The sequence below is a fragment of the Aeromicrobium alkaliterrae genome, from assembly GCF_039529015.1.
In the GTDB taxonomy this organism is placed as follows: domain Bacteria; phylum Actinomycetota; class Actinomycetes; order Propionibacteriales; family Nocardioidaceae; genus Aeromicrobium; species Aeromicrobium alkaliterrae.
Map to the genome: position 1 here is coordinate 108,113 of NZ_BAAAME010000001.1, position 22,884 is coordinate 130,996.

The window sequence follows — 22,884 nt, forward strand, 5'->3', positions numbered from 1 at the left end:
CTCCTCAGGTGTGTCGTGGGGTGAGAATACGGCCTGCTGGTCCATCGGATGACCCGACCTCGCGGGGCGGACGCGTGATTGGATGACGGCGTGAACGCAGATCAGGCCCAGGTCCCGTCCAACCAGACCGGATCGGTCGTCGTCGTGGGTGCCGGGGTCGCCGGATGGCGCGCGGCGCGCGACCTGCGCAACGCCGGTTTTGCCGGCTCGGTGACGGTCGTCGGCGACGAGGCCCCGTACGACCGCCCGCCCCTGTCGAAGCAGTACCTCGCGGGCGAGTTCGACGACGCCCGCATCAGCCTCTACCGCGGCGAGGAGCCCGGGTCGATCGACGTGACGGTGCGGGAGGCCCGCGTCGCCTCCGTGCGGTCCGGCGTCGTGACCCTGGCCGACGGGGAGACGATCGAGGCGGACGCGATCATCGTCGCGACCGGGTCGACGGCCCGTCGCCCGGCGATGCTCGAGGGACACGACGTGCACACGCTGCGCACGCGCGAGGACTCCCAGGCGCTGCGCGCCGCGATCGCCGACGCCGGGTCGCTGCTCGTGCTGGGCGGCGGGTTCATCGGCGCGGAGGTCGCCGCGACCGCGCGGACCGCGGGTCTCGAGGTCACGATCGTGGAGCTCCAGCCGCAGCTCCTCGGCGCTGCCCTGGGTGACGCGTGCGGCGAGCGGGTCGAGCGGGTGCACCGCGAGCACGGGGTGGAGCTCGTGACCGGCGTCGGTGTCGACCGGCTGGAGGATCGCGACGGCGCGACGGTCGCGGTGCTGACCGACGGGCGCGAGCTGACCGCCGACGTCGTCGTCGCCGGGTTCGGTGCCTCGCTCAACCTCACGGTGTTCGACGGCGCTGGCCTCGACCTGTCGAACGGGGTCGTGTGCGACGCGTCGGGCCGGGTCGCCGGGCTCGACGGCGTGTTCGCCGTGGGCGACATCGCCGCCTGGCACGACCCCGTCCTCGACCGCCCGGTGCGCCGCGAGCACTGGCAGGTCGCGGGCGAGCAGGCCTCGTTCGTGGCGCGCACCATCGCTGGCACGGTCGACGAGACCACCAAGCGCAACCCGCCCTACTTCTGGTCGGACCAGTACGACGTCAAGGTGCAGGTCTTCGGCCGCCCCGAGCTCGCCGATCGTGCCGGCTGGCTCGAGGAGGACGGCGTCGACCCCGAGAGCGTGTGGGCGTACCACCGCGGTGACGCGCTGGTGGGCGTCGTGACGTTCGGCATCCCGCGACTGCTCGGTGCTTACCGGCCGCGGGTCACCGAGGGCCTCGCCACGGTGACGGCTTCGTAGACTGGGGACCCACGGCATCGAGAGGGGCACGCCATGTGTCAGAAGGTCACCTGTTCCGACTGCGGCAAGGCCACCTGGGTCGGCTGCGGCGAGCACGTCGAGGAGGCGCTCGCGGGCGTCCCGGACGACCAGCGCTGCGCGGGCCACGCCGCCTGACCCAGCCATCCCGGTAGTTGCGGTACCCCTTTCGAGGCTCCTCGTTCCTCGTCGCACCTCAAGGGGCGTCGAGGCACCCGCCCCCTAAGGTGCGAGGAACGAGCCTCGAAAGGGGCACCGCCCCCACACCTCGGTCGGTCGCGGCCCGTCTTCAGCGCGGGTTCAGGCGTCGTCCTCGATACTGAGGCGGTGCGCGTACTGGTGGTCGACGACGAGGTCCAGCTGGCCGACGGCATCCGACGTGGTCTGGAGGCCGAGGGCTGCGCCGTCGACGTCGCGCACGACGGGATCGACGGCCTCTGGTACGCGACCGAGCACCCGTACGACGTCATCGTGCTCGACGTCATGATGCCCGGTCACTCCGGCTGGACCGTCGTGAAGAAGCTCCGCGAGGAGGGCAACTGGACCCCGGTCCTCATGCTCACCGCGCGTGACACCGACGCCGACCAGGTGCAGGCGCTCGACGGCGGCGCCGACGACTACCTCACCAAGCCGTTCTCCTTCACGGTGCTCGTCGCCCGTCTGCGGGCGCTCGCCCGCCGCGGCGCCCCGGAGCGCCCGGCGGTGCTCGAGATCGGCGACGTCGTCCTCGACCCGGCGGCGCGCACGATCACCCGCGCGGGCACCCTCGTCTCGCTGACCACGCGGGAGTTCGCGGTGGCCGAGTTCCTGCTGCGCCGCGCGGGCCAGGTGGTCTCCAAGCTCGACGTGCTCGCGGGCGTGTGGGACGAGGCCTTCGACGGCGACCCCAACATCGTCGAGGTGTACGTCGGCCACGTGCGCCGCAAGCTCGACCGCCCCTTCGACCGCGCGAGCCTGCAGACCGTGCGCGGTGCGGGCTACCTGTGGAACGTCCAGGGCTGAGGCGGCGATGGCGCTCCCGCTCGTGAAGGGCCTGTCGGTGCGGGCGCGATCGGCGATCGCGTCGTCCCTGGCGATCGCCGTCGTCCTCGGTGTCGTGATCGTGGGCTTCACCTGGGTCATGCGGTGGAGCGCCGAGGGGCAGACGCGCGAGCTCGCCCAGACGACGGCCGAGGTGCTGGTCGACCGGGTCGCGATCGACGGGATCGCGGTGGTGACCCAGTACGACGGCGAGTCGCTCGTCCAGGTCCTCGACGCCTCCGACCGGGTCGCCGCGGCCAGCAGCGGCGCCGCCAACCTGACGGTGCCCAACGTCACGGGTCCCGCCACGATCGACGGCACGCGGTACTACGTCGTCGACCAGCGTGTCCCGAGCACCGACCTGCACGTCCGCGTGGCGCGGGCGTACGGCGACGACACCGAGACGCGGCGGACCGCGCAGACGGTTCTCGTCGGCGTCGCGCCGACCCTGCTGGTGCTCGTCGCGATCCTCGCCTGGGTCGCGACGTCCCGTGCCCTGCGGCCCGTCGCCGACATCCGCCGCGAGGTCGAGGCGATCGGCGCGGGCGACCTGCACCGCCGCATCGAGGTCCCGCCGACGCGCGACGAGGTCGCCGACCTGGCGGGCACGATGAACGCCCTGCTCGACCGGTTGGAGGCGGGCTCGGAGGCCCAGCGCCGCTTCGTCGCCGACGCGTCGCACGAGCTGCGTTCGCCGTTGGCGACGCTGCGGCAGTACGCCGAGCTCGCCCGCGCGCACCCCGACGACCTGCCGCCGGGCGAGCTGGCCGAGGTCGTCGACACCGCGAGCCGCCGCCTGCAGGTCCTCGTCGACGACCTCCTCGTGCTGGCCACGGTGGCCGAGGACGCCGCAGCCCCGCGCGAGGAGATCGACCTCGACGACCTGGTGCTGACCGAGCTCGCCGCGTTCCGCTCGACCGAGGTCGCGATCGACGCGTCCTCGGTGCGCCCCACGAAGATCGCCGGCCAGGAGCGACGCCTCGCGATGGTCGTGCGCAACCTGCTGGCCAACGCGATGCGGCACACGACCTCGCGGGTGCGGATCGCGACGGGCAGCGACGCCGACGGCGCCTACCTCGTGGTGGCTGACGACGGGCCGGGCGTGCCGGAGGCCCAGCGCGAGCGCATCTTCGACCGCTTCGTTCGTCTCGACGACGGGCGGGCCCGCGACGAGGGCGGCTCCGGGCTCGGTCTGGCGATCGTCGCTGCGGTCGTCGAGGAGGCCGACGGCACCGTCGTGGTCGACGAGGCGCCCGGAGGCGGTGCGCGGTTCACGGTGCGCCTGCCCGCCTGGACCGACGCCTGAACGGGGCTTCAGGTCGCTTCAGGATGCCTTCAGCGTCCGGCAGCCAGAGTGGAGTCATGAGCAACGACGACACGAACCCTACGACCCCCGAGCCCACCGACTCGACCCCCGCCTCGCAGGAGCCCGAGCAGCTGACTCCGGCCCCCGCGCCCGCCGCGCCGCCCGCCCCGGCCCCGCGCCGCCGCACGGGTCTGGTCGTCGCAGGCGTCGCCGCCGCCGTGATCCTCTCGGCCGGCGTCGGCGCAGCCTTCGCCCTGGCGCTGTCGGACGACGACGATGACGACGTCACCGGATTCAACACCTCGAGCAACGGTCAGACCAACGGCGGAGGCAACGGCTTCGACGGTCCGGACGGCGGCGGCCCGACCGCCGCGAACGACGAGACGGACCTCGACGGGATGCTCGCCGCCGCGAGCCAGGCCGTCACGGTCGCGCAGGGCGACGTCGTCAAGATCGAGGAGCGCTCGCCCGGCACCTGGAAGGTCGAGGTGCAGGGTGGCGGACGCGAGTACGAGGTCGTGGTCGACGGCTCGGGCGCCCGCGTGGTCGAGGAGGACGATGACGACGACGGCGACGACCTCCCGCTGACGGCCGACTCCGTGTCCGCGATCGTCGAGGCCGCGAACGCGAACACCGCGGGCCGCGTCGTGCAGGTCGAGTCCGACGACAACCGCTACAAGGTCGAGATCCGCACGAGCTCGGGCTCGACGGTCGGGCTGGACCTGGACACGAGCTTCCAGGTCGTCGGCAGCGACCGCGACGACGATGACGACGACGGCTTCGACGACTGAGCACCGCACCCCGCGAGCGCACGACGAAGGGCCGCACCCGCCACGGGTGCGGCCCTTCGTCGTGCGCTCACCCGGCTGTACCTGAAGGCACCTTCAGGTTGCTTCAGGGTGGCTTCAGCACCCGGACGCGAGGGTAGAGACATGAACAACGAGACCCCGAACCCCACGTCCCCGAACCCCTCCACCGAGACGGCCACGGCACCCCGCCGCCGCAAGGGCCTGGTCATCGCGGGTGTCGCCACGGCGGTCGTCCTGGCCGTCGGCGCGGGCACCGTGCTGACGCTCGCCCTGACCGGTGACGACGACCCGGTCGCCTTCCAGTCGGCCTCGAGCAACAGCGGATCGTCGAGCAGCACGGGCGACACCGACGTCGACGCCATGATCGCCGCCGCCGACGAGGCGCTGACCGTCGCGGACGGCGAGGTCGTCGGGATCGAGCAGCAGGCGGACGGGGCCTGGCGCGTCGAGATCGAGGGCGACGGCCGCGAGTACGACGTCTTCGTCGACGCGTCCGGTGCGCGCATCGCCGAGCAGGACGGCGACGGTGACAGCGACGGCCTGGGCCTGACGGCCGACTCGCTCACCGCGATCGTCGAGACCGCGACCGCCACGGTCGACGGCGAGGTCGTGCAGATCGGCTCCGACGACAACCGCTACACCGTCGAGGTGCGGCCCGCGACCGGTCCCGCGATCGAGCTCGAGCTGGACGAGTCGTTCCAGGTCGTCGGGTCCGAGACCGACGACTGACACCGACACGACACGGACACGACGAAGGGCCGCACCCATCGGGTGCGGCCCTTCGTCGTGCTCAGGTGCTTACTTGACCGCGTCGGGCGCGGCGCCGTCGGCGAGCTCGTCGACAGCGTCCGGCACCGGCGTGGGGCCGGGCTTGGTGACGTCGACCTTGGGTCCGGCCGGCGGCGGGGTGTAGGTCGGCGCCGGCGATCCGCCGCCCTTGAGCTTGGAGTAGGCGAAGCCACCGGCAGCGGCGATCAGGCCGACGATCGCGACCTTCTTGAGCTTCGACTTCTTCTTCTTGGGCTTGGCGCCCTCGGGCAGACGGTCGGTGACGTCGTCCGGCAGTCGCTCGTAGAGGCTGGCGTGCAGCTCAGGCAGGCGGGTGCGGAGCTCGTCGGCACCGTCGTGGAGCTTGGAGACGACCTGGTCGCGAACGATCGGGGCCTTGGTGCTGACCTGGTCGACGACCTGGTCACGCAGGATCGGGCCCTTCTCGGCGGCGAGCGCGCGCAGGTCCTCGTACGTGCTCTCGATCTGGTCGCGCACGGTCTTCTTCTTGCGGCGCAGCGGCATGGGTTCCTCCTCGTGGTCCTGCTTCGACCCTAACCGGACCTTCCGCATCCGCATCCGGACCGATCTCGCGGGCCGTGTCCGTCACTGCGTCCGGCTGCCCGCGCGAGTAGCCTCGCCGGAAGGGGAGGTGCTCATGACGGAACGGTCGGACCACGTCGTGGTCGTCGGTGCAGGCATGGTCGGACTGGCCACCGCGTGGTTCCTGCAGGAGCACGGCGCCCGGGTCACGGTCGTCGACCGCACCGGGGTCCTGGCGGGCTCGTCGCGTGGCAACGCGGGCTGGTTGGCACCGGCGCTGACGCTTCCTCTCCCGGACCCGGCGATCCTGGCCAGCGGCGCGCTCGCGACGCTCAAGCCGTCGTCGCCCGTGTACGTGCCGCCGACCCTGAACCCGCGCCTGCTGCGCTGGTTGCTCGACTTCACCCGGCACTGCACGCCGGGGCGGTGGCGCGCTGCGATGGAGGTGTTCGCGGTCGCGAACGCCCGTGCGCTCGAGGCGTTCGACGCGATGGCGATCGAGGAGCCCACCAAGCAGGCCGACCCCTTCCTGGCGGCGTTCCGCAGCGAGAGGGACCGGGCCGTCCTGGTCGAGGAGTTCGAGAACGTCGCGACGCTCGGCGGTGCGACCGACTTCGAGCTGCTCGACGAGTCCGGCGTGCACGGTCTGGAGCCCGCCCTGGGTGAGGCCGTCACGTGCGGGCTGCGCATCTCGGGCCAGCGGTTCATCGACCCGGTGCGGTTCGTGTCGTCCCTGGCCGCGGCGGTCGAGTCACGCGGTGCGGAGCTGGTGGTCGACTCGGTCGACCACGTCGCCTCGAACGGCCGGGGAGTCGTCGTCCGCACCGCGACCGACCACCTGCACGCCGACGCCGTGGTGCTCGCGAACGGTGCGTGGATCTCCGGGCTCGCCCGGCCGCACGGGGTCACGGCCTTCGTCCAGGCGGGGCGCGGCTACTCGTTCACGGTGCGCCCCGAGAGCCAGCCGCGCGGGCCCGTGTACTTCCCGACGCAGCGCGTGGCGTGCACGCCGCTGGGCGCGCCGGGCTCCGAGGACGCGTTCCGGGTCGCGGGGATGATGGAGTTCCGGAAGCCCGACGCGCCGCTCGACCCCCGTCGTGTCACCGCGATCGTCGACGCGGCCCGCCCGATGCTGAGCGGGGTCGACTGGGACACCCGCACCGACGAGTGGGTGGGTTCGAGGCCCTGCACCGCCGACGGGCTGCCGCTCGTCGGTCCCACGCGCACGCCGGGCGTGCACGTCGCGGGCGGTCACGGCATGTGGGGCATCGCCCTGGGTCCGCTGACGGGTCGGCTCGTGGCCGACCAGATCATGCAGGGCCGGACGGACCCGCTGCTGACGGCGTTCGATCCGCTGCGCTGACGCCCAGCTGGCCCTTGCGGTCGGCGCGGCGCTCGAACCAGATCGTGGCGAACGGCGGCACGGCGGACGCGAGCGACAGCAGCAGGGTCTTCCAGTGCCACCGGAAGGTGAAGTACGCGAAGACGCTGACGATCACGAAGAGCACGAAGACGCCACCGTGGATGGGCCCCATGATCGGCACCCCGCCCTCGGCGCCGGCGTGGGGATCCTCGGCGACGACCCACTTGAAGAACATCGCGACGAGCAGTCCCGCCCAGCTGATGGCCTCGGCCACGGCGACGAAGCGGAAGGTGGAACGGGTGGCGGCCTGAACGGGAGTCACGCCGTCACGGTACCTGCGACACACACACGTAACGGCGGTGAGTGAGAATGCGCACATGGCTTTCCTGCTCCGCGTCGAGCTCCCGGACGTGCCCGGTTCGCTGGGCGTCCTGGCGACGGCTCTCGGCTCGGCGGGTGCCGACATCGAGGCGATCGAGATCGTCGAGCACCGCGCCGACGGGAAGGCGCTCGACGACGTGCTGCTCGAGCTGCCGCCGACCGTCATGCCCGACACGCTCGTGACCGCGTGCCACGAGCTCGAGGGCGTGCGGGTGCACTGGATCTCCCGCTACAACGCGGGCGTGAACCTCAGCATGGACCTCGAGGCGGTCGAGGAGTTCACCGAGGACCCGTCGCGGGCGATCGCCCGGCTCGTCGAGGTCATGCCCGAGACGTTCCGCGTCGACTGGGCGCTCGCGCTGGGTGCCGGCGACGAGCGCCCGGAGGTGCTGGGCGCCTCGCCGACGGCGCCGCGGATCGACAACGGCGACGTCCCGCAGGCCGGCGAGTGGCTCGAGCTGGCCGAGTCGTCGACGCTCCCGGACGTCGAGGCCTGGGCCTCCACGGTCCTGGCTGCCGCGCCGGGCCGTCTGCGCGACGGCCGTGGCGTCACGATCGTCGTCGGCCGCCACGGCGGCCCCGACTTCCTCGCCTCCGAGCTGGCCCGCCTCGGCCACATGGTCTCGCTCGCCTCCAGCGTCCAGCTCCCCTGACGGACGACCGCTCGCGAGTGAATTCCCGCCCCGTCAGGAGTGGATTCCCGCCCTGCCAGGAGTGAGTTTCCGCCCCTCCGAGGGGCGGAAACTCACTCGCGGAGGGGCGGGAATCCACTCGCGAGCGGTCAGTCGGCGGGCTTGGCCTCGGTGAGGGGGACGTGCGCGTGCTGGAAGCGGCCCAGCGCAGCGACCTCGGCCTCGAGGTCCGGCACGTGCTTCTTGGCGATGCGCAGCACGATCGCCGACCCGAACGGGGAGTTCACGAGCGACTTCGTCCAGTTGGCCACGATCACGCCGCGAGGGATGTAGACGCGGGTCTTGCGCTTGGCGAACCCGCGGATGATGCCCGCGACGCAGTCGTCGAGGTCGGTCGTCGAGTTGGCCGGGTACGGCAGCTTCTTGCGGATCGTGCGAAAGGTCGGCAGGTCGTGCTCGGCACCGCGCACGATGTCGGTGTCGATCCAGCCCGGGTGCACCACGCCGACGCGCACGCCGAGGTGCGCGACCTCCTGGTTGGTCACGAGCGCGAGCGACTCGGCGCCGGCCTTCGACGCGTTGTACGAGGCGAGCCCGGCGAGGTTGCCGAACGACGCGAGCGACGCGACCACGAGGGCGTGACCCTTCGTCTCGATCAGGTGGGGGATCGACGGGTGCAGGGTGCGGAAGACGCCGTTGATGTTGATGTCGACGACGCGCTCGAACGACGCCTCGTCGATCTGGCGGACGGTGCCGTACGACGCGATGCCGGCGTTGGCGAGGACGTGGTCGATGCGACCGAAGTGCGCCGCCGCGGCGTCGATCGCAGCGGTCATGGCGGCGCCGTCGCGCGCGTCGGCCTCCCACCAGGCGGCGGCGTCACCGATCTCGCCGGCGACGGCGGCCAGCAGCTCGGGCTCCAGGCCCAGCAGCGCGACCTTGCCGCCCTCGGCCGCGTAGGCCCGGGCGACGCCGGCGCCGATGCCTCGTGCTGCTCCGGTGACGACCAGGACCTTGCCTGCGAAACGTGTGCTCATCCCGTCAAGATACCGACGGTATGTGAACGTGTCACTCCCGGTGTCACATGGGCCTCGTCACGGCCGTCATCCCTGCGGCGGTCCGAGGCGCTCGCGGATACCGGGCTCCAGCGTGTCGGCCAGGGCGACGTAGTGCTCGCGCTGGGCCGGGTAGTAGTCGTCCCACGCGGCGCCCGCGACGTCGCCGCCGGTCTCGGCCAGCACGAGCCGGTCGAGGTAGTACTCCCATCCGGGGCCGATGTTCTCGATCGCGGCGACGTCGTTGACGAGCTGGGTCATGGTCAGCGTCGTGACGCCGTCGGCCTCGGCCAGCTCGAGGCCGAGGTTCCACGTGCCCCAGTCGGAGACGCAGTCGACCTTCAGCAGACGCGGTTCGTCACATGCCGGGATGTCGTAGCGCATGGGCGTGGACCCCTCGTCGCCCTCGGCGTTCATGGAGAACATCACGAAGCCGTCGGCGGGGTCGCCGGTCCAGGTGCCGATCCAGGGTGCGAGTCGCTCCGACACGGTGATCGCCGCCCACACCTGCGATGCGGGAGCGTCGAACGTGCGGTCCCATGCGAGGTGGTCGGCGTCGCCGCGACGCGTCAGGTATCCGGTGGGGGTGGCGCTCATGCGATCTCCTCGAAGGTGGCCTGAGGTCAGGTCAGCAGTCCGGCGCCGATCTGGCAAGCACTAGGTTCAGACCCATGAGCGCGCTGCCCTTCGTGTCCGACACCTTCGACGCCGAGCAGTGGGACGAGGTGCCCGGGTTCGACGACCTGACCGACCTGACGTACCACCGCGCGAAGGCCCACGGCACGGTGCGCGTCGCCTTCGACCGCCCCGACATCCTCAACGCGTTCCGGCCGCACACGGTCGACGAGCTGCTGCGGGTCCTGGAGCACGCCCGCACGTCGGCCGACGTCGGCTGCGTCCTGCTGACGGGCAACGGCCCGAGCGAGAAGAACGGCAAGCACTCCTTCTGCACCGGTGGTGACCAGCGCATCCGCGGCAAGGTCGGCTACCAGTACGAGGACGGCTCGTCGGCGAGCAGCGACACGGGTGCCGAGGAGCCGAGCCCGATCGACAAGGCCCGCCTCGGCCGCCTGCACATCCTCGAGGTGCAGCGACTGATCCGCTTCATGCCGAAGGTCGTCATCTGCGTGGTGCCCGGCTGGGCCGCGGGCGGTGGACACAGCCTGCACGTCGTCGCCGACCTCACGCTCGCCAGCGCGGAGCAGGCCCGCTTCAAGCAGACCGACGCCGATGTCGGCAGCTTCGACGGCGGCTTCGGCTCGGCCTACCTGGCGCGCCAGGCGGGCCAGAAGTTCGCGCGCGAGATCTTCTTCCTCGGCCAGGAGTACTCGGCCGCCGCCGGCGTCGCGATGGGCGTCGTCAACCGCGCGGTGCCGCACGCCGAGCTCGAGGCGACCGCGCTCGAGTGGGGCCGACTCATCAACCGCAAGAGCCCGACCGCGCAGCGCATGCTCAAGTACTCGTTCAACATGATCGACGACGGTCTCGTGGGCCAGCAGGTGCTGATGGGCGAGACCACGCGCCTGGCCTACATGACCGACGAGGCGCAGGAGGGGCGCGACCAGTTCCTCGAGAAGCGCGAGCCCGACTGGTCCGACTACCCCTGGTACTACTGACGCGATTCTGACGCGACTGCCCGGCGCGGTTGACCGCGAGGGCCAGCACCGGCTGCGCGTGCCCGAACAGCGTGAACTGAATTCGGGTTGGGCGAGGCACCAGCGTCACGCCTCCGTTTCCGGGATCGTCCTGAGAACTCGGACGAAGTGATTGACCTCACATGAATCGTCGTCTACCTTGAACTGAGATCAGTTCAACTAAGGAGTACGGCATGGTCAAGGCAAGAGTGCGACTCGGGGCGCTTGCGACTGGCGTGGTGCTGGCACTGTCGGCGTGTGGCGGCGGTGGTGGCAGCAGCAACGAGGCGGTCGACGGCGACTGGGACGAGGTCGTCGCCGCGGCGAACGAGGAGGGCAGCGTGCTGCTGTACTCGAGCCACAACCCGGTGAACCTCGAGGCGCTCAAGGCCGCCTTCGAGGCCGAGTACCCGGACATCACGATGGAGTTCGTGCGCGGTACGGACGCCGAGCTCAACCCCAAGGTCGAGGTCGAGAACCAGACCGGCCAGGGTGCCGCCGACGTCCACATGGTCACCGACCGCGCGTGGATCAACTCCGCGATCGAGACCGGCGCGTACTCCGAGAAGCTCCGCGGACCGGAGTTCGAGACGGAGAACTACCAGAGCGAGGACATGGTCCTGGACGACACGTTCGCGCTGATGAGCATCGCCGTCTTCGGCCTCGGCTGGAACACCAACGGGTACCCGGCAGGGCTGGAGGACGTCCCCGACGTCCTGGACCCGAAGCTCGACGGCAAGATCGGCATCGTCAACCCGGCGGGCATCGCGGTCTACGTCGACCTGTACCGGTACCTCGAGGACACCTACGGCGAGGACTTCCTCACCGACCTGGCGGACCTGAACCCGCGCATCTACCCGAGCGCGCTCGGCATCGCGCAGGCCCTGACGTCGGGCGAGATTGCTGCTGCACCGATCGTCAGCCCTCTGGTCAACGACATCGCGGCCGGAGCGCCGGTCGACTTCCAGCTCGCTCCGAAGCCGTGGGGCGCGCCCTGGTACACCCACGTGCTCTCGGCGGCGGCGCACCCGAACGCGGCGCAGGTCCTGGCCAACTTCATGGCGACCGAGGCCGGACAGACCGCCCTCAGCGCCGGCTACGGATCGACGCTGCCGGACATCGAGGGTGCGATTGCGACCGCCGACGACGTGACGCTGGCCGACTCGGCCGACCTCTCACCGGAGGACGTCGCGGAGTACACGGCGAAGTTCGAAGAGCTGTTCGTCAACTGACACGTCGCTGCGGGCGCCCGGCCGTGCCGGGTGCCCGCAGCGATTCCCCCACCCGTCCACGAGACACGAGGTCGACATGAGCACGCAGTTCGAGGGGCGCCGGGCCCTCGTCACCGGCGCCGGCAGCGGGATCGGTGCCGCGACGGCACGGCTCCTCCACCGTCGAGGTGGCGAGGTCGTGCTGAGCGACCTCGACCTCGAGTCCGCGACCGCCGTGGCGACCGACCTCGGTGAGCGTGCGTCCGCCGTGCGTCTCGACGTCACCGACGAGAACGGCTGGGAGCAGCTGTCCTCGTCGGCTCCGTTCGACCTCCTCGTGCACTCCGCCGGCGCGGCAGCGTCGTCGCACCTCGCCGACACCTCGCTCGACGACTTCCGCCGCATGGTCGACGTCAACCTGACGTCGACCTTCCTGGCCCTCCGCTTCGCGGCCCGGCACCTGAACGACGGCGGGTCGATCGTGACCCTCTCGTCGCTGCGCGGTGTGCTGGCCACCGAGGGCCTCGGGTCCTACGGCGCGGCGAAGTTCGGCGTCCGGGCGCTCTCCCGGGTCGCCGCGCTGGAGCTCGCCGCTCGCGGCATCCGCGTCAACTCGGTCTGCCCCGGCAGCATCGACACCCCGATCACGCAGACCGGATCGGGCTTCGAGCAGGTGGACATCACGGCCTACGTCCGCTCGATCCCGCTGCAGCGCCGCGGCGGTCCCGACGAGGTGGCCGCCTCGATCGCCTTCCTCCTCAGCCAGGATGCCGCGTACGTCACCGGCACCGACTTCCTGATCGACGGCGGGACCGCGGCCGGCCGGCTCGCACCCGCCTCCACGACCTCCTGACCACCTTCCCTCCCCCCGTTACCCGAGGTGACCGCATGTCCCAGATCCGCGTCGACCAGCTGACCAAGCGCTTCGGCTCGAACACGATCGTCGACGAGCTCGACCTGACCATCGAGGAGGGCGAGTTCGTCGTCCTCCTCGGCCCCAGCGGCTGTGGCAAGACCACGACGCTGCGCTGCCTGGCCGGCCTCGAGTCGCCTGAGGGCGGCACGATCTCCTTCGGCGACAAGGTCATGTACGGCGGGCCCAAGCACGCCGACGTGCCGAGCCACAAGCGCAACATCGGCATGGTCTTCCAGTCCTACGCCCTGTGGCCGCACATGAAGGTGCGCGACAACATCGCCTACCCCCTGAAGGTGCGTCGACAGAAGGACGCCCTGCGGTCCGGGGCGGTCGAGAAGGCCGCCGAGATGGTCGACTGCGGGGCCCTGCTCGACCGGTACCCCTCACAGCTCAGCGGTGGCCAGCAGCAGCGCGTCGCGGTGGCCCGCGGTCTGGTCTCCGAGCCCGACCTCGTGCTGTTCGACGAGCCGCTCAGCAACCTCGACGCGCGTCTGCGCGACCAGGTGCGCACGCAGATCCACCAGCTGCACCAGCGGCTCGGGTTCAGCGCCGTGTTCGTGACGCACGACCAGTCCGAGGCGTTCGCGCTCGGCGATCGGCTCGCCATCATGAAGGGTGGCAAGCTCGAGCAGTTCGAGACGCCGCAGAGGGTCTTCGACGAGCCGGCCTCCGACTACGTCGCGGCCTTCATCGGCATGGGCAACAAGCTCGAGCTGACCCGGCACGCCGACGGCTGGCGCACCTCGAACGGCGACCGCATCGACCTCGGCACGCGCTCCCCGGAGCGCGGCGGGGTCGAGAAGGTCACGGCCCGCCTGCGGGCGGCCGACCTGCGGCTGCACCGGGCCGCCGAGGAGGTGCCGCAGGGCTCGGTCCTGCTGCACGCCACGGTCGTCACGACCGAGTTCGGTGGACGTCACCACGACGTGCTGGTCGACGTCGACGGCGAGAAGCTGACGCTGCAGGCCGACACCCGCGAGCACGGCTCGTGGCTGCCGACGGCTCCCGAGGGGACCCCCGTCGTGGTGAGCCTGCGCCCCTCCGACGTCCGCGTGTTCGGCGAGGACGGCTGGGCGATCGCCGACAGCCAGTCACCGCTGCAGGTCGGCGACACGGCGGGGGCGAACGCCCGATGAGCACGACACTCGAGCGTCCCGCCACCGAGCCGAGCGGCTCGGGCCCGAGCCTGCGTGACCGCACCTTCGGTCGGGTCACCGCCCGCGGCTGGCGGGCGCGGCTCGGCTACGGTCTGGTCGTCGCGGCGCTGGTCTACCTCATCGTGATGCCGCTGTACCGGTTGCAGTCGCGCGCGTTCGAGGACGGTGCCCGCGGCTACCAGGCTCAGTACGGCCGCGCCGACACCGGTGACGTCATCTGGACCACGGTCCAGCTCGCGGTCATCTCGCTGGTCATCGCGCTGGTGCTCGGCACGATCCTGGCCTACGCGACGAGCCGGCTCCCCGCGCGCTGGTCGTTCCTGCGGGTCGTGCCGGTCCTGCCGATCGTGATGCCCGCGGTCGCGAACGTGGTCGGCTGGGCCTTCCTGCTCTCGCCGGGCCCTGGCTACCTGAATGCGGCGATGCGCAAGCTGCCGTGGTGGGACCACCTGGAGTCCGGCCCCATCGACATCTACACGCCGACCTGGATCATCATCCTGACCGGCTTCGGCCTCACGTCGTTCGTCTACCTCTTCGTCAGCGCGGGCATGTCCGCCATCAGTGCCGAGCACCTCGAGGCCGCGCAGATGAGTGGCTCGTCCCAGCTCGGCGTGTTCTTCCGGGTCGTGCTGCCGCTGCTGCGTCCGTCGCTGATCTACGGAGGCGGCGTCGCGCTGCTGCTGGGGCTCGGTCAGTTCACCGGGCCGCTGCTGCTGGGCTCGAACACCGGGGTCAAGGTGCTCACGACCGAGATGTACCGGCGGGTCTCGGAGTCGCCGGCCGACTTCGGCGCCGCCGCGGCGGCGGGCGCTCCGCTCGTGATCCTCGGTCTCGTCGTGGTGCTGAGCCAGAAGCTGCTGCTGGGCGACCAGAAGCGCTTCGTGACGCACGGCGGCAAGGCCTTCAAGTCGCCGCCGAAGCGCTCGTGGTGGGCCGTCACGACCGTCGTGGTCTACGGCTTCGTCGCGCTGCTGCTGCCGCTCATCGGCCTGATCCTCGTCTCGTTGTCGCCGTTCTGGTCGTCGACGATCAGCTGGGACCTGCTGACGTTCGACAACTTCCGGACGCTGTTCCAGACCCGCGACATCGTCGACTCGATCATCACGAGCCTCGTGACCGCGTCGATCGCGGTGGCGTTCTGCGTGCCGATCGGTTTCGTGCTGGCGACGCTGCTGGTGCGGGGTCGCCGGTACCCGGTCATCCGACTGGTCGGCGACCTGGTCTCGGCCCTGCCGCTCGGCATCCCGGCCGTCATCTTCGGCGTGGGCTTCCTGCTGACGTACACGCAGCCGCCGTTCATCCTCTACGGCACGCGGACCGTCATCATCCTGGTCTACATCGTGCTGATGATCCCCTTCGCGACGCGGCTGCAGATGACGGCGCTGCTCGCGCTGGGCGAGACGTACGCGGAGGCCTCGGCGACCAGCGGGGCGAACTCGCTGGTCACGAACCTGCGCATCATCCTGCCGCTCATGCGACCGGCGGTGCTGAGTGCCGTCGCGCTGATGTTCATCCTGCTGACCCACGAGTTCGCGGCATCGCTGCTCGTCAGATCGGCGACGACCCAGGTGATGGGCACCCGTCTGTTCGACCTGTGGGCGAACGGGTCGTACCCGCTCGTCGCCGCCATGGCCATCGTCATGACGGTCGTGACGGGCCTGGGCGTCGTCGTCGCGATGATCATCGGCGGCCGCAACGTGCTCGACAACCTCTGAGGAGATCGTGATGACGAGACGACGCACGGCGATCGGTGCGGCCGCCCTGGCCCTGCTCCTGGCCGCGGCCGGCTGCGGCTCGGGGTCGACCTCCGGGTCCGCCCCGGTCGACGGCACGTGGGACGAGGTCCTGGCGGCGGCGAACGAGGAGGGCGAGGTGCTCCTCTACTCGACGCAGCACCCGGAGAACCTCGCGGCGCTCAAGACGGCCTTCGAGGCGGAGTACCCCGAGATCACGATGGAGTTCGTGCGCGGCACCGACGTCGAGATGACGCCGCGCGTCGAGACCGAGCAGCAGACGGGTCGCGGCGAGGGCGACGTGCACATGCTGTCCGACCCCAGGTGGGCCCTCGACGCCGCCGCGTCGGGCACGTTCTCGACCGAGGTCGTCGGTCCGGCGTTCGACCAGCCGGCCTACGACCGCGCGAGCAGTGTCGTCGAGGACCGCATGTTCCTGACCAGCGGCGCCGTGGGCGTGCTCGCCTGGAACGAGGACCAGGTTCCCGAGGGTCTCGAGACGCCCGAGGACCTGCTGGACGAGCGCTTCCGGGGCAAGATCGGCATCACCGATCCCGCCGGGTTCTTCGCGGTCGTCGACCAGTACCTGTTCCTCGACGAGAACTGGGCGGGCGGGGACGAGTTCCTCGACGAGCTCGCCGAGCTCGAGCCCCGCGTGTACCCGGGGTCGCTCGCGATCGCGCAGGCGCTCGCGTCCGGGGAGATCTCCGTGACGCCCATGACCCACCCGCTCGTGCGCGAGCAGGCAACCGGGGCGCCCGTCGGCTGGGCGCTGCCCGAGCAGGCCTGGGGCACGCCCTGGTACTCCCACGTCCTGCAGACCGCGCCGCACCCCAACGCCGCGCAGGTGCTGGCGAACTTCATGGTCACGCCGGCCGGCCAGGAGGCGCTCTCGACCGGGTACGCGAGCGTCCTGCCCGACACCGAGTCGGCCGTCTACCAGGCCCAGGACATCGCGACGCCCAACGTCGAGGGCCTGACGCCGGAGCGCATCGCCGAGTTCCAGGCGCGCTGGGAGTCCCTCTACCGCTGAGCCGTTCCCCCAGGAGGCCGCCATGTCCGAGCACTTCCCCCACGCGTTCTCCGGGTTCACGCTGGGACGTCACGAGCTGAAGAACCGGCTCGTGGCGCTCCCGGCGGGCACGAGCATGGCCGACGACGGGATCCCCACCCACGCCGACGTCGACCACTTCGACCGGCTCGCTGCCGGTGGCGTCGGCATGATCGTGGCAGGCGCCTCGATCGTGGACCCGTCGTCGTGGCCGCGCAGCGGCAAGCTCGTCGCGGCGTTCCGGGAGGAGGTCGTGCCGGCCATGGCCGACAAGGCGGAGGTGGTGCACCGGCACGGAGCGCTGCTCGTCGGGCAGCTGGCGCACCTCGGGCGCGAGACGATCGGGTCCGAGTACGACGTGCCGGCCCTCGCCGCCGCCGCCTCACGGACGCCGCGCGACGCCCACCCGCCGCACGTCGCCAGCACGGACGAGGTCACGGCCCAGCTCGCCTGGTGGGGCCGCTCGGCGCGCCACTTCGACCTGGCCGGGCTCGACGGCGTCGAGGTGCACGCGGCCCACGGCTACCTCGTCGCGCAGTTCCTGTCGCCGACCGTCAACACCCGGACCGACCGCTACGGCGGCGACCTGGTGGGCCGCCTGCGCTACCTCGACGGCGTGGTCGACGCGATGCGTGCGGCGACCCGCGACGACTTCCTCGTGGGGGTGCGCCTGACGGCCGAGGAGGAGATCCCCGGCGGCATGGGGATCGAGTCGTGCCTGCAGGTCGCCGAGCACCTCGCGGCCCGGGGGGACGTGGACTACCTGAGCATCACGCACGGCGTGCGCGGTGCCTACGTCAAGGACGCGACGAACCCGGACGCCGTGGCCGTGCCGTCGGCCGCGCGCGTGCGTGAGGTCAGTGGGCTGCCGGTGCTGGTCGGGCAGCGCATCCGCGACGTCGCGACCGCCGACCACGTCGTGCGCACGGGCAAGGCGGACCTCGTCGGCATGGCCCGCGCCCTGATCGCGGACCCGGAGCTTCCGAACAAGTCGCGCGACGGCCGGGTCGAGCAGGTCCGGGGGTGCCTCGGCGTCAACCAGGACTGCCGGGCCTTCGACCCCCACCTGCACTGCGCGGTCAACGCGGAGGTCGGGCGAGGACGCCACCCGGGTCTGGCCGCGAAGGTCGCGCGGGGGCGTGAGGTCTACGTCGTGGGCGGCGGGCCCGCAGGCCTCGAGACGGCGCGGGTCGCGGCCGAGCGCGGACACCGGGTCACGCTGTTCGAGCGGGCTGGTGAGCTCGGGGGAGCCGTGCGGGTCGCGGCGCGGTCGCCGCACCGCTCGACCCTGGTCGACGTGGTCGACTACCTCTCGCGGGAGGCCAGGCGCCTCAAGGTCGACGTCAACCTCGGCGCCGAGATCGCGGTCGACGACCTGACCGACGTGCTCGGTGTCGCCGACGTGCTGGTGCTGGCCACCGGGTCCCGGCCCGGAGCGGTCGACGTGGCGTCGGCCGTGCCGGTGCTCTCCGTCGACGACGTCCTGCTGGGTCACGGCCTTCCCGCGACGCCGGGCACGGTCGTGGTGCACGACGAGTCCGACGGCTTCTGGCCCGCCTACAGCGCGGCCGAGGCGCTCGCCGCTGCCGGCTGGGACGTGCGGATGACGACCGCGATGGCCGGGCTCGCCGCACGGGTCCCGCACGAGAGCGTGGGCCCGCTTCTTCGCCGCCTGGGAAGCGCCGGCGTTCGTCTCGACGTCGCACAGCGACTCACGTCCGAGGCGGGTGGTTGGACGCTGCGTCCGGTCTTCGGTGGGGCGGACGAGCCGGTCGCCCCGGACCTGGTGGTGATGCATCGCGACCGCGTCGCGGTCGACGAGCTGCACCGAGCGGCGCCCGACGGTGTCGCCCTGGTCGCGTCACCGACCGCACGCGTCCTGGCGGTGGGCGACAGCGTCGCGCCGCGTCGCATCAGCCACGCGATCGCCGAGGGCTACCGGCTGGGTGCCGAGATCTGAGGCGGCGCCGCGGCCGTCAGGCGAAGCTGATCTCGGGCGTGCGGCAGATCAGGAGGCGACGGACCTTGCCGCTCGCCTCGTCGATCTGGGCGACGGCCGTGAACTGCGCCTCGAACTCGCCGTCGCGGGTCGTGCGCCCCAGGCACAGCTCGTGGCCCTCGGACGTGGAGGAGACCTGCACCTCGTGGACCAGCGCACCCTTCTCGCGCTGGGCCAGGTAGCCCTCGAGCCCGGCGCGGTCGCCGCGGAACTCGGCGCTGTCTCCGCCGCCCTTGGAGAACTGCACCGACATCACGAAGTCGTCGGTGATCTGGTTCAGGACGTCGTCGGGGTCGTCGGAGTCCATCGAGGCGAACCAGCGGTCGAGGTGCGGGGTGGCGCTCACGGGGTCCTTCTTTCCGATCGAGGCTTGTGACCCACGACACTAGCAGTTAAATTGAAGTCAGTTCAATATGCTGGACGTCCTGCCCCACCCCCGAGAGGTGTCTCCGTGAGCTCCATCGTCGTCGACCCGTGGCCCGCGGGCGACCCCGCCCTGCTGGCCCCCTCCGCCGAGCACGAGGAGCTGCGCGCGATCGTCCGCTCGCTGCTCGAGCGCGCGGGCGGGACCGAGGGGGTGCGGGGGGTGCTCGACGGCGACCTCGGCTACTCGACGGACCTCTGGACGCGCCTGCACCGCGAGCTCGAGGTGAGCTCGATGGTGGTGCCGGAGACGCTCGGCGGTGCCGGGTTCGCGCTCGCCGACGTCGCGGTGGTGCTGGAGGAGGCCGGTGCGGTGCTGCGGCCCGAGCCGCTGCTCGCGTCGTCGGTGCTCGCGGCCGCGGCGCTCGGCGCGGCAGACGACCCGGACGCGATCGCCGGTGAGCTGCGTGGCGTGATGGCGGGCGAGCTCGTCGGCACGCTCGCGCTGGCGGTCGAGGGGCTCGAGGTCGTGGATGGTCGCGCCTCCGGCGTGCTCCACCGCGTCCTCGCCGGAGCCACGGCCCACCTCGTCGTGCTGGGGGACGACCGCGGCCTCTGGCTGCTCGACACGGCCGGCGACGGCGTCGAGGTGCGGGCGCTCGAGGTGCTCGACGAGACGCGTCGCCAGGCCGACCTGGTGCTGACGGGTGCCGCCGTGACGGCGCTGGTCGGCGTGAGCGGCGCGGCTGCGGCCTGGTCGCGCCTGCGACGCGCTGCCGCCGTCGGCGTGGCCGCCGAGCACGTCGGCATGATGGCCCGGCTGCTCGACGACACCGTCGCGTACGTGTCGACGCGCGAGCAGTTCGGTCGGAAGATCGGGTCGTTCCAGGCGGTCAAGCACCGCCTGGCCGACGTGCTGGTGGACCTCGAGCGGTCCCGCTCGGCCGTCGCCTACGCCGCTGCCCTGCACGACGCCGATCCGGCCGACGAGCTGGCTGCCGCCGTGGCCGCGTCCGTCGCGACCGACGCCGTCGTCCGCACCGTGCACGAGGCCGTGCAGCTGCACGGCGGCATCGGGTTCACGTGGGAGCACCCCGCGCACCTGTACGTGAAGCGCGCGCTGGGCGACGAGGGCCTGTTCGGCTCCGCCGCCGCCCACCGCCGACGCATCGCCGACCTCGTCGGCCTCTGACCCGCGGGCGGTGAGCTAGGGACCTGTCGGGCCGGTGGGCGGTGAGTGAGGGACGTGTCGAGCAGCTCGACACGTCCCTCACTCACCCCTCGGGCCTGGGACACGTCCCTCACTCACCGCTCGGGCGGGGGACAGGTCCCTAGCTCACCGCCCGGCGGTCAGGTGAGCGACGTGCGGGCGGCGGCGAGACCGAAGACGGTCGCGGAGGCGAGGCCGCCGGCGTAGGCGCGGTTCCACAGCCCGCCGGTGTCGGAGCCGGCCGCCAGGAGGCCGGCGATCGGGGCGCCGCCCTCGTCGAGCACCCGCGCCTGGGCGTCGATGCGCACGCCCGTGAAGGGGAACGTGATCGCCGGGATCGTCTCGATGACGTAGTACGGCGGATCCAGCAGTGGCGCCGGATCGAGGCGGCGTCCGGGGGTCGCGCCCTCGTCCGTCACGGTGGCGGCGTTGAACTCCTCGACCGCGCGCCGGATCGTGGCGCCGTCGTAGCCCCACTCCTCCGGCAGGTACTCGAGCTCCTCGAGCGACTCCGCCAGGCCCACGCGGCCGCCGCGCCGGCTCGCGATCGCGAACTTGTCGGCCCCGATCGCACCCTCGACGTACGCCGGCACGATCCAGTCGCGGTGCACGCGGGCGTCGGCGATCAGCAGGCCGCGGGCCTCCGGCTGCTCGGCCAGCGCGAGGGTCGTGAGGTGGTCGCCAAGGGTCTCGTCGACGAAGCGCTCGCCGTGCAGGTTGAAGAGCAGCGCGTGCTCGCTGTAGTACAGCGACAGCTCGACGAAGTCGGAGGAGTCGGCGAACGGCACGCCGCTGGGGATCAGGTGACCGTAGAAGCCAGCGCCCTCGGCGCCGACGGCCGCACCGACGGCACGAGCGAGGCGCAGCCCTGCGCCCTGGCTGTGCGGGTTGGACCGCAGGGGCAGCGTTCCGACGAGCGGCCCGATCAGCTCCTCGCGCAGCTCGGGGTCGCCCTGGAAGCCGCCGGTCGCCAGGAGCGTGTGGTCGGCACGAATCTCGCGCGACTCGCCCCCACCCGTGCGCACGCGCGCCCCGACGACGACGCCCTCCTCGAGGAGGAGCTCCTCGGTCTGCGTCTCGAGCAGGACCGTTCCGCCGTGCTGCACGACGAGGGCGCGACACGTGTCGAGGTAGTGGTTCGTGTCGAACTGGTGGCCCCGGCCGAACGGCAGGATGCGCTGCGCGTCGCCGACCTCGACACCGGTGCTGCGGATCCACTCCACCGCATCGGCGAACCCGTCGACCAGGGCGTCGCGCAGGACGGGATCGCCGTCGGGGTTCTCCGTCGCCATCACCTCGCGGGTCGGGGCGGTCCAGATGTAGCCGGCGAATCGCGCCGAGCCGCCGGGCTCGCGGCTGACCTCGAGGACCGTGACCTCGGCGCCGCCGACCGCCGCCCGCGCAGCGGCCGTCAGGCCGGCCTGTCCGCCGCCGATGACGAGCAGGCGGGGGCGAGGGGTGCGGGTGTCGGTCATGAGGTCCTCATTCGAAAGGCATCGGGGTTGTGATGTGGGTCTCAGCGAGTCTAAACTAAACTCACTTCAGTTCAATGGTTGACACGGGCACACGTCCTCCGCATACTGAACTGAATCCAGTTCAACTCATGCTTCTGCGAAAGGACCACACCATGGTCTCCGATCACGTACTCCTCGAGAAGGACGGCGACGTCGCCCGTGTGTGGCTCAACCGCCCGCACAAGATGAACTCCGTCACGGTCGAGCTGCTGCACCGCCTGGACGAGATCATCAAGGAGGTCGACGAGGACCCCAACCTCAAGGTCCTGGTCCTGCGTGGCGTCGAGAACCAGTTCTGCTCGGGCTTCGACCTCGACGAGCTGCTCTCGGACTTCATCGGCACGACCACCGCGATGGACGTCGCCGTCCTGTCGGCCGAGGTCTGCGACCGCCTGTACTCGATGAAGACCCCGTCGGTCGCCGTGCTCGAGGGCTACGTCACCGCCGGCGGCTTCGAGCTGATGATCTCGTGCGACTTCGCGATCGCGTCCGACGACGCCAAGATCGGCGACTTTCACATCCGTCGCGCGCTCTTCGGTGGCGCCGGCCCGATCTACCGCCTGCCCCGCATGATCGGTCTGCGCAAGACCAAGGAGCTCATGCTCACCGGCAAGCTGCTGTCCGGCCAGGAGGCCAAGGACTTCGACCTCATCAACGAGTCGGCCCCGGCCGACCAGCTCGACCAGGCCGTCGCCGACTTCATCGCGCCGCTGATCGACAAGAGCCCGTACATGATGCGCCTCACCAAGATGGCCATCAACCAGGGTCTCGACGCCGACGTCCGCTCGCTCATGGTCATGGAGCACCTCGCGGTCGGCAACGCGCTGCAGTCCGAGGACGGCAAGGAGGGCGTCCAGGCGTTCCTCGAGAAGCGTGAGCCCAAGTGGGTCGGTCGCTGAGCGACCCCC

23 protein-coding genes are annotated in these 22,884 nt (G+C 71.5%); 17 read left to right on the forward strand and 6 right to left on the reverse strand.

Going from position 1 to position 22,884, the window contains the following annotated elements; translation table 11 throughout:
- The first annotated feature begins 90 nt into the window (after nucleotides 1–90).
- From ABD127_RS00565 to ABD127_RS00590, 6 genes are all read left to right on the forward strand, one after another.
- On the forward strand, nucleotides 91–1,293 hold the full coding sequence (locus ABD127_RS00565; protein WP_344196592.1) for an NAD(P)/FAD-dependent oxidoreductase: 1,203 nt from the start codon (nucleotides 91–93) through the stop codon (nucleotides 1,291–1,293).
- Between the two features lie 33 nt (nucleotides 1,294–1,326).
- Nucleotides 1,327–1,449: a hypothetical protein gene (locus ABD127_RS00570; protein WP_344196594.1), complete on the forward strand. Its 123-nt coding sequence runs from the start codon at nucleotides 1,327–1,329 to the stop codon at nucleotides 1,447–1,449.
- Nucleotides 1,450–1,638: 189 nt separating this feature from the next.
- Nucleotides 1,639–2,313: a response regulator transcription factor gene (locus ABD127_RS00575; RefSeq protein WP_344196597.1), complete on the forward strand. Its 675-nt coding sequence runs from the start codon at nucleotides 1,639–1,641 to the stop codon at nucleotides 2,311–2,313.
- Between the two features lie 7 nt (nucleotides 2,314–2,320).
- On the forward strand, nucleotides 2,321–3,637 hold the full coding sequence (locus tag ABD127_RS00580) for a sensor histidine kinase (protein ID WP_344196599.1): 1,317 nt from the start codon (nucleotides 2,321–2,323) through the stop codon (nucleotides 3,635–3,637).
- A gap of 56 nt (nucleotides 3,638–3,693) precedes the next feature.
- Nucleotides 3,694–4,428, forward strand: a complete 735-nt coding sequence (locus tag ABD127_RS00585; RefSeq protein ID WP_344196601.1) for a PepSY domain-containing protein — start codon at nucleotides 3,694–3,696, stop codon at nucleotides 4,426–4,428.
- A 141-nt stretch (nucleotides 4,429–4,569) separates the two neighbouring features.
- Nucleotides 4,570–5,175, forward strand: a complete 606-nt coding sequence (locus tag ABD127_RS00590) for a PepSY domain-containing protein (RefSeq protein ID WP_344196604.1) — start codon at nucleotides 4,570–4,572, stop codon at nucleotides 5,173–5,175.
- A gap of 69 nt (nucleotides 5,176–5,244) precedes the next feature.
- On the opposite strand, the gene ABD127_RS00595 is transcribed toward ABD127_RS00590, so the two are convergent.
- Nucleotides 5,245–5,739: a hypothetical protein gene (locus ABD127_RS00595; protein ID WP_344196607.1), complete on the reverse strand. Its 495-nt coding sequence runs from the start codon at nucleotides 5,737–5,739 to the stop codon at nucleotides 5,245–5,247.
- Nucleotides 5,740–5,872: 133 nt separating this feature from the next.
- Here ABD127_RS00595 and ABD127_RS00600 point away from each other — a divergent pair, with 133 nt between their 5' ends.
- The gene (locus tag ABD127_RS00600; protein WP_344196609.1) at nucleotides 5,873–7,120 is read left to right on the forward strand and encodes an NAD(P)/FAD-dependent oxidoreductase; all 1,248 of its coding nucleotides are present in this window, start codon (nucleotides 5,873–5,875) and stop codon (nucleotides 7,118–7,120) included.
- Here the strand turns inward: ABD127_RS00600 and ABD127_RS00605 are convergent.
- On the reverse strand, nucleotides 7,068–7,442 hold the full coding sequence (locus ABD127_RS00605; RefSeq protein WP_344196612.1) for a DUF3817 domain-containing protein: 375 nt from the start codon (nucleotides 7,440–7,442) through the stop codon (nucleotides 7,068–7,070). The genes ABD127_RS00600 and ABD127_RS00605 overlap by 53 nt on opposite strands.
- 55 nt (nucleotides 7,443–7,497) lie before the next feature.
- Between ABD127_RS00605 and ABD127_RS00610 the strand changes: the two genes are divergently transcribed.
- Nucleotides 7,498–8,154: an ACT domain-containing protein gene (locus tag ABD127_RS00610; RefSeq protein WP_344196614.1), complete on the forward strand. Its 657-nt coding sequence runs from the start codon at nucleotides 7,498–7,500 to the stop codon at nucleotides 8,152–8,154.
- Between the two features lie 128 nt (nucleotides 8,155–8,282).
- Here the strand turns inward: ABD127_RS00610 and ABD127_RS00615 are convergent, their stop codons facing one another.
- Both ABD127_RS00615 and ABD127_RS00620 read right to left on the reverse strand, forming a co-directional pair.
- Entirely contained in the window at nucleotides 8,283–9,170 is an 888-nt protein-coding gene (locus tag ABD127_RS00615) for an SDR family oxidoreductase (protein WP_344196616.1), read from the reverse strand.
- Between the two features lie 66 nt (nucleotides 9,171–9,236).
- Entirely contained in the window at nucleotides 9,237–9,785 is a 549-nt protein-coding gene (locus tag ABD127_RS00620; RefSeq protein WP_344196618.1) for an SRPBCC domain-containing protein, read from the reverse strand.
- A 74-nt stretch (nucleotides 9,786–9,859) separates the two neighbouring features.
- Here ABD127_RS00620 and ABD127_RS00625 point away from each other — a divergent pair, with 74 nt between their 5' ends.
- The 7 genes from ABD127_RS00625 to ABD127_RS00655 all read left to right on the forward strand — a co-directional run bounded on the left by ABD127_RS00625 (nucleotide 9,860) and on the right by ABD127_RS00655 (nucleotide 18,850).
- On the forward strand, nucleotides 9,860–10,804 hold the full coding sequence (locus ABD127_RS00625; protein WP_344196620.1) for a 1,4-dihydroxy-2-naphthoyl-CoA synthase: 945 nt from the start codon (nucleotides 9,860–9,862) through the stop codon (nucleotides 10,802–10,804).
- 212 nt (nucleotides 10,805–11,016) lie between these two features.
- Complete coding sequence (locus ABD127_RS00630; RefSeq protein WP_344196622.1) at nucleotides 11,017–12,054, forward strand: ABC transporter substrate-binding protein; 1,038 nt, start codon at nucleotides 11,017–11,019, stop codon at nucleotides 12,052–12,054.
- Nucleotides 12,055–12,130: 76 nt separating this feature from the next.
- Nucleotides 12,131–12,886 carry an SDR family NAD(P)-dependent oxidoreductase gene (locus ABD127_RS00635; RefSeq protein ID WP_344196624.1) on the forward strand — a complete coding sequence of 252 codons (756 nt, stop codon included), beginning with the start codon at nucleotides 12,131–12,133 and terminating at the stop codon, nucleotides 12,884–12,886.
- A 35-nt stretch (nucleotides 12,887–12,921) separates the two neighbouring features.
- Nucleotides 12,922–14,085, forward strand: a complete 1,164-nt coding sequence (locus ABD127_RS00640; RefSeq protein WP_344196626.1) for an ABC transporter ATP-binding protein — start codon at nucleotides 12,922–12,924, stop codon at nucleotides 14,083–14,085.
- Nucleotides 14,082–15,821 carry an ABC transporter permease gene (locus ABD127_RS00645; protein ID WP_344196628.1) on the forward strand — a complete coding sequence of 580 codons (1,740 nt, stop codon included), beginning with the start codon at nucleotides 14,082–14,084 and terminating at the stop codon, nucleotides 15,819–15,821. The genes ABD127_RS00640 and ABD127_RS00645 overlap by 4 nt, the downstream gene beginning before the upstream one ends.
- Before the next feature lie 10 nt (nucleotides 15,822–15,831).
- A complete protein-coding gene (locus ABD127_RS00650; protein WP_344196630.1) occupies nucleotides 15,832–16,872 on the forward strand; it encodes an ABC transporter substrate-binding protein in 1,041 nt (346 codons plus the stop codon).
- A 22-nt stretch (nucleotides 16,873–16,894) separates the two neighbouring features.
- Entirely contained in the window at nucleotides 16,895–18,850 is a 1,956-nt protein-coding gene (locus tag ABD127_RS00655; RefSeq protein WP_344196633.1) for an oxidoreductase, read from the forward strand.
- A 16-nt stretch (nucleotides 18,851–18,866) separates the two neighbouring features.
- Here the strand turns inward: ABD127_RS00655 and ABD127_RS00660 are convergent, their stop codons facing one another.
- Nucleotides 18,867–19,235, reverse strand: coding sequence for a hypothetical protein (locus ABD127_RS00660; RefSeq protein WP_344196635.1), 369 nt, complete (start codon nucleotides 19,233–19,235; stop codon nucleotides 18,867–18,869).
- A gap of 105 nt (nucleotides 19,236–19,340) precedes the next feature.
- On the opposite strand from ABD127_RS00660, the gene ABD127_RS00665 reads away from it, so the two are divergent.
- Nucleotides 19,341–20,444 carry an acyl-CoA dehydrogenase family protein gene (locus ABD127_RS00665; protein ID WP_344196638.1) on the forward strand — a complete coding sequence of 368 codons (1,104 nt, stop codon included), beginning with the start codon at nucleotides 19,341–19,343 and terminating at the stop codon, nucleotides 20,442–20,444.
- Between the two features lie 158 nt (nucleotides 20,445–20,602).
- On the opposite strand, the gene ABD127_RS00670 is transcribed toward ABD127_RS00665, so the two are convergent.
- Nucleotides 20,603–21,937, reverse strand: a complete 1,335-nt coding sequence (locus ABD127_RS00670; protein WP_344196641.1) for an FAD-binding protein — start codon at nucleotides 21,935–21,937, stop codon at nucleotides 20,603–20,605.
- A gap of 152 nt (nucleotides 21,938–22,089) precedes the next feature.
- On the opposite strand from ABD127_RS00670, the gene ABD127_RS00675 reads away from it, so the two are divergent.
- Nucleotides 22,090–22,875 (forward strand): enoyl-CoA hydratase/isomerase family protein, encoded by a 786-nt coding sequence (locus ABD127_RS00675; protein WP_344196643.1) that lies wholly within the window; start codon nucleotides 22,090–22,092, stop codon nucleotides 22,873–22,875.
- Nucleotides 22,876–22,884 lie beyond the last annotated feature (9 nt).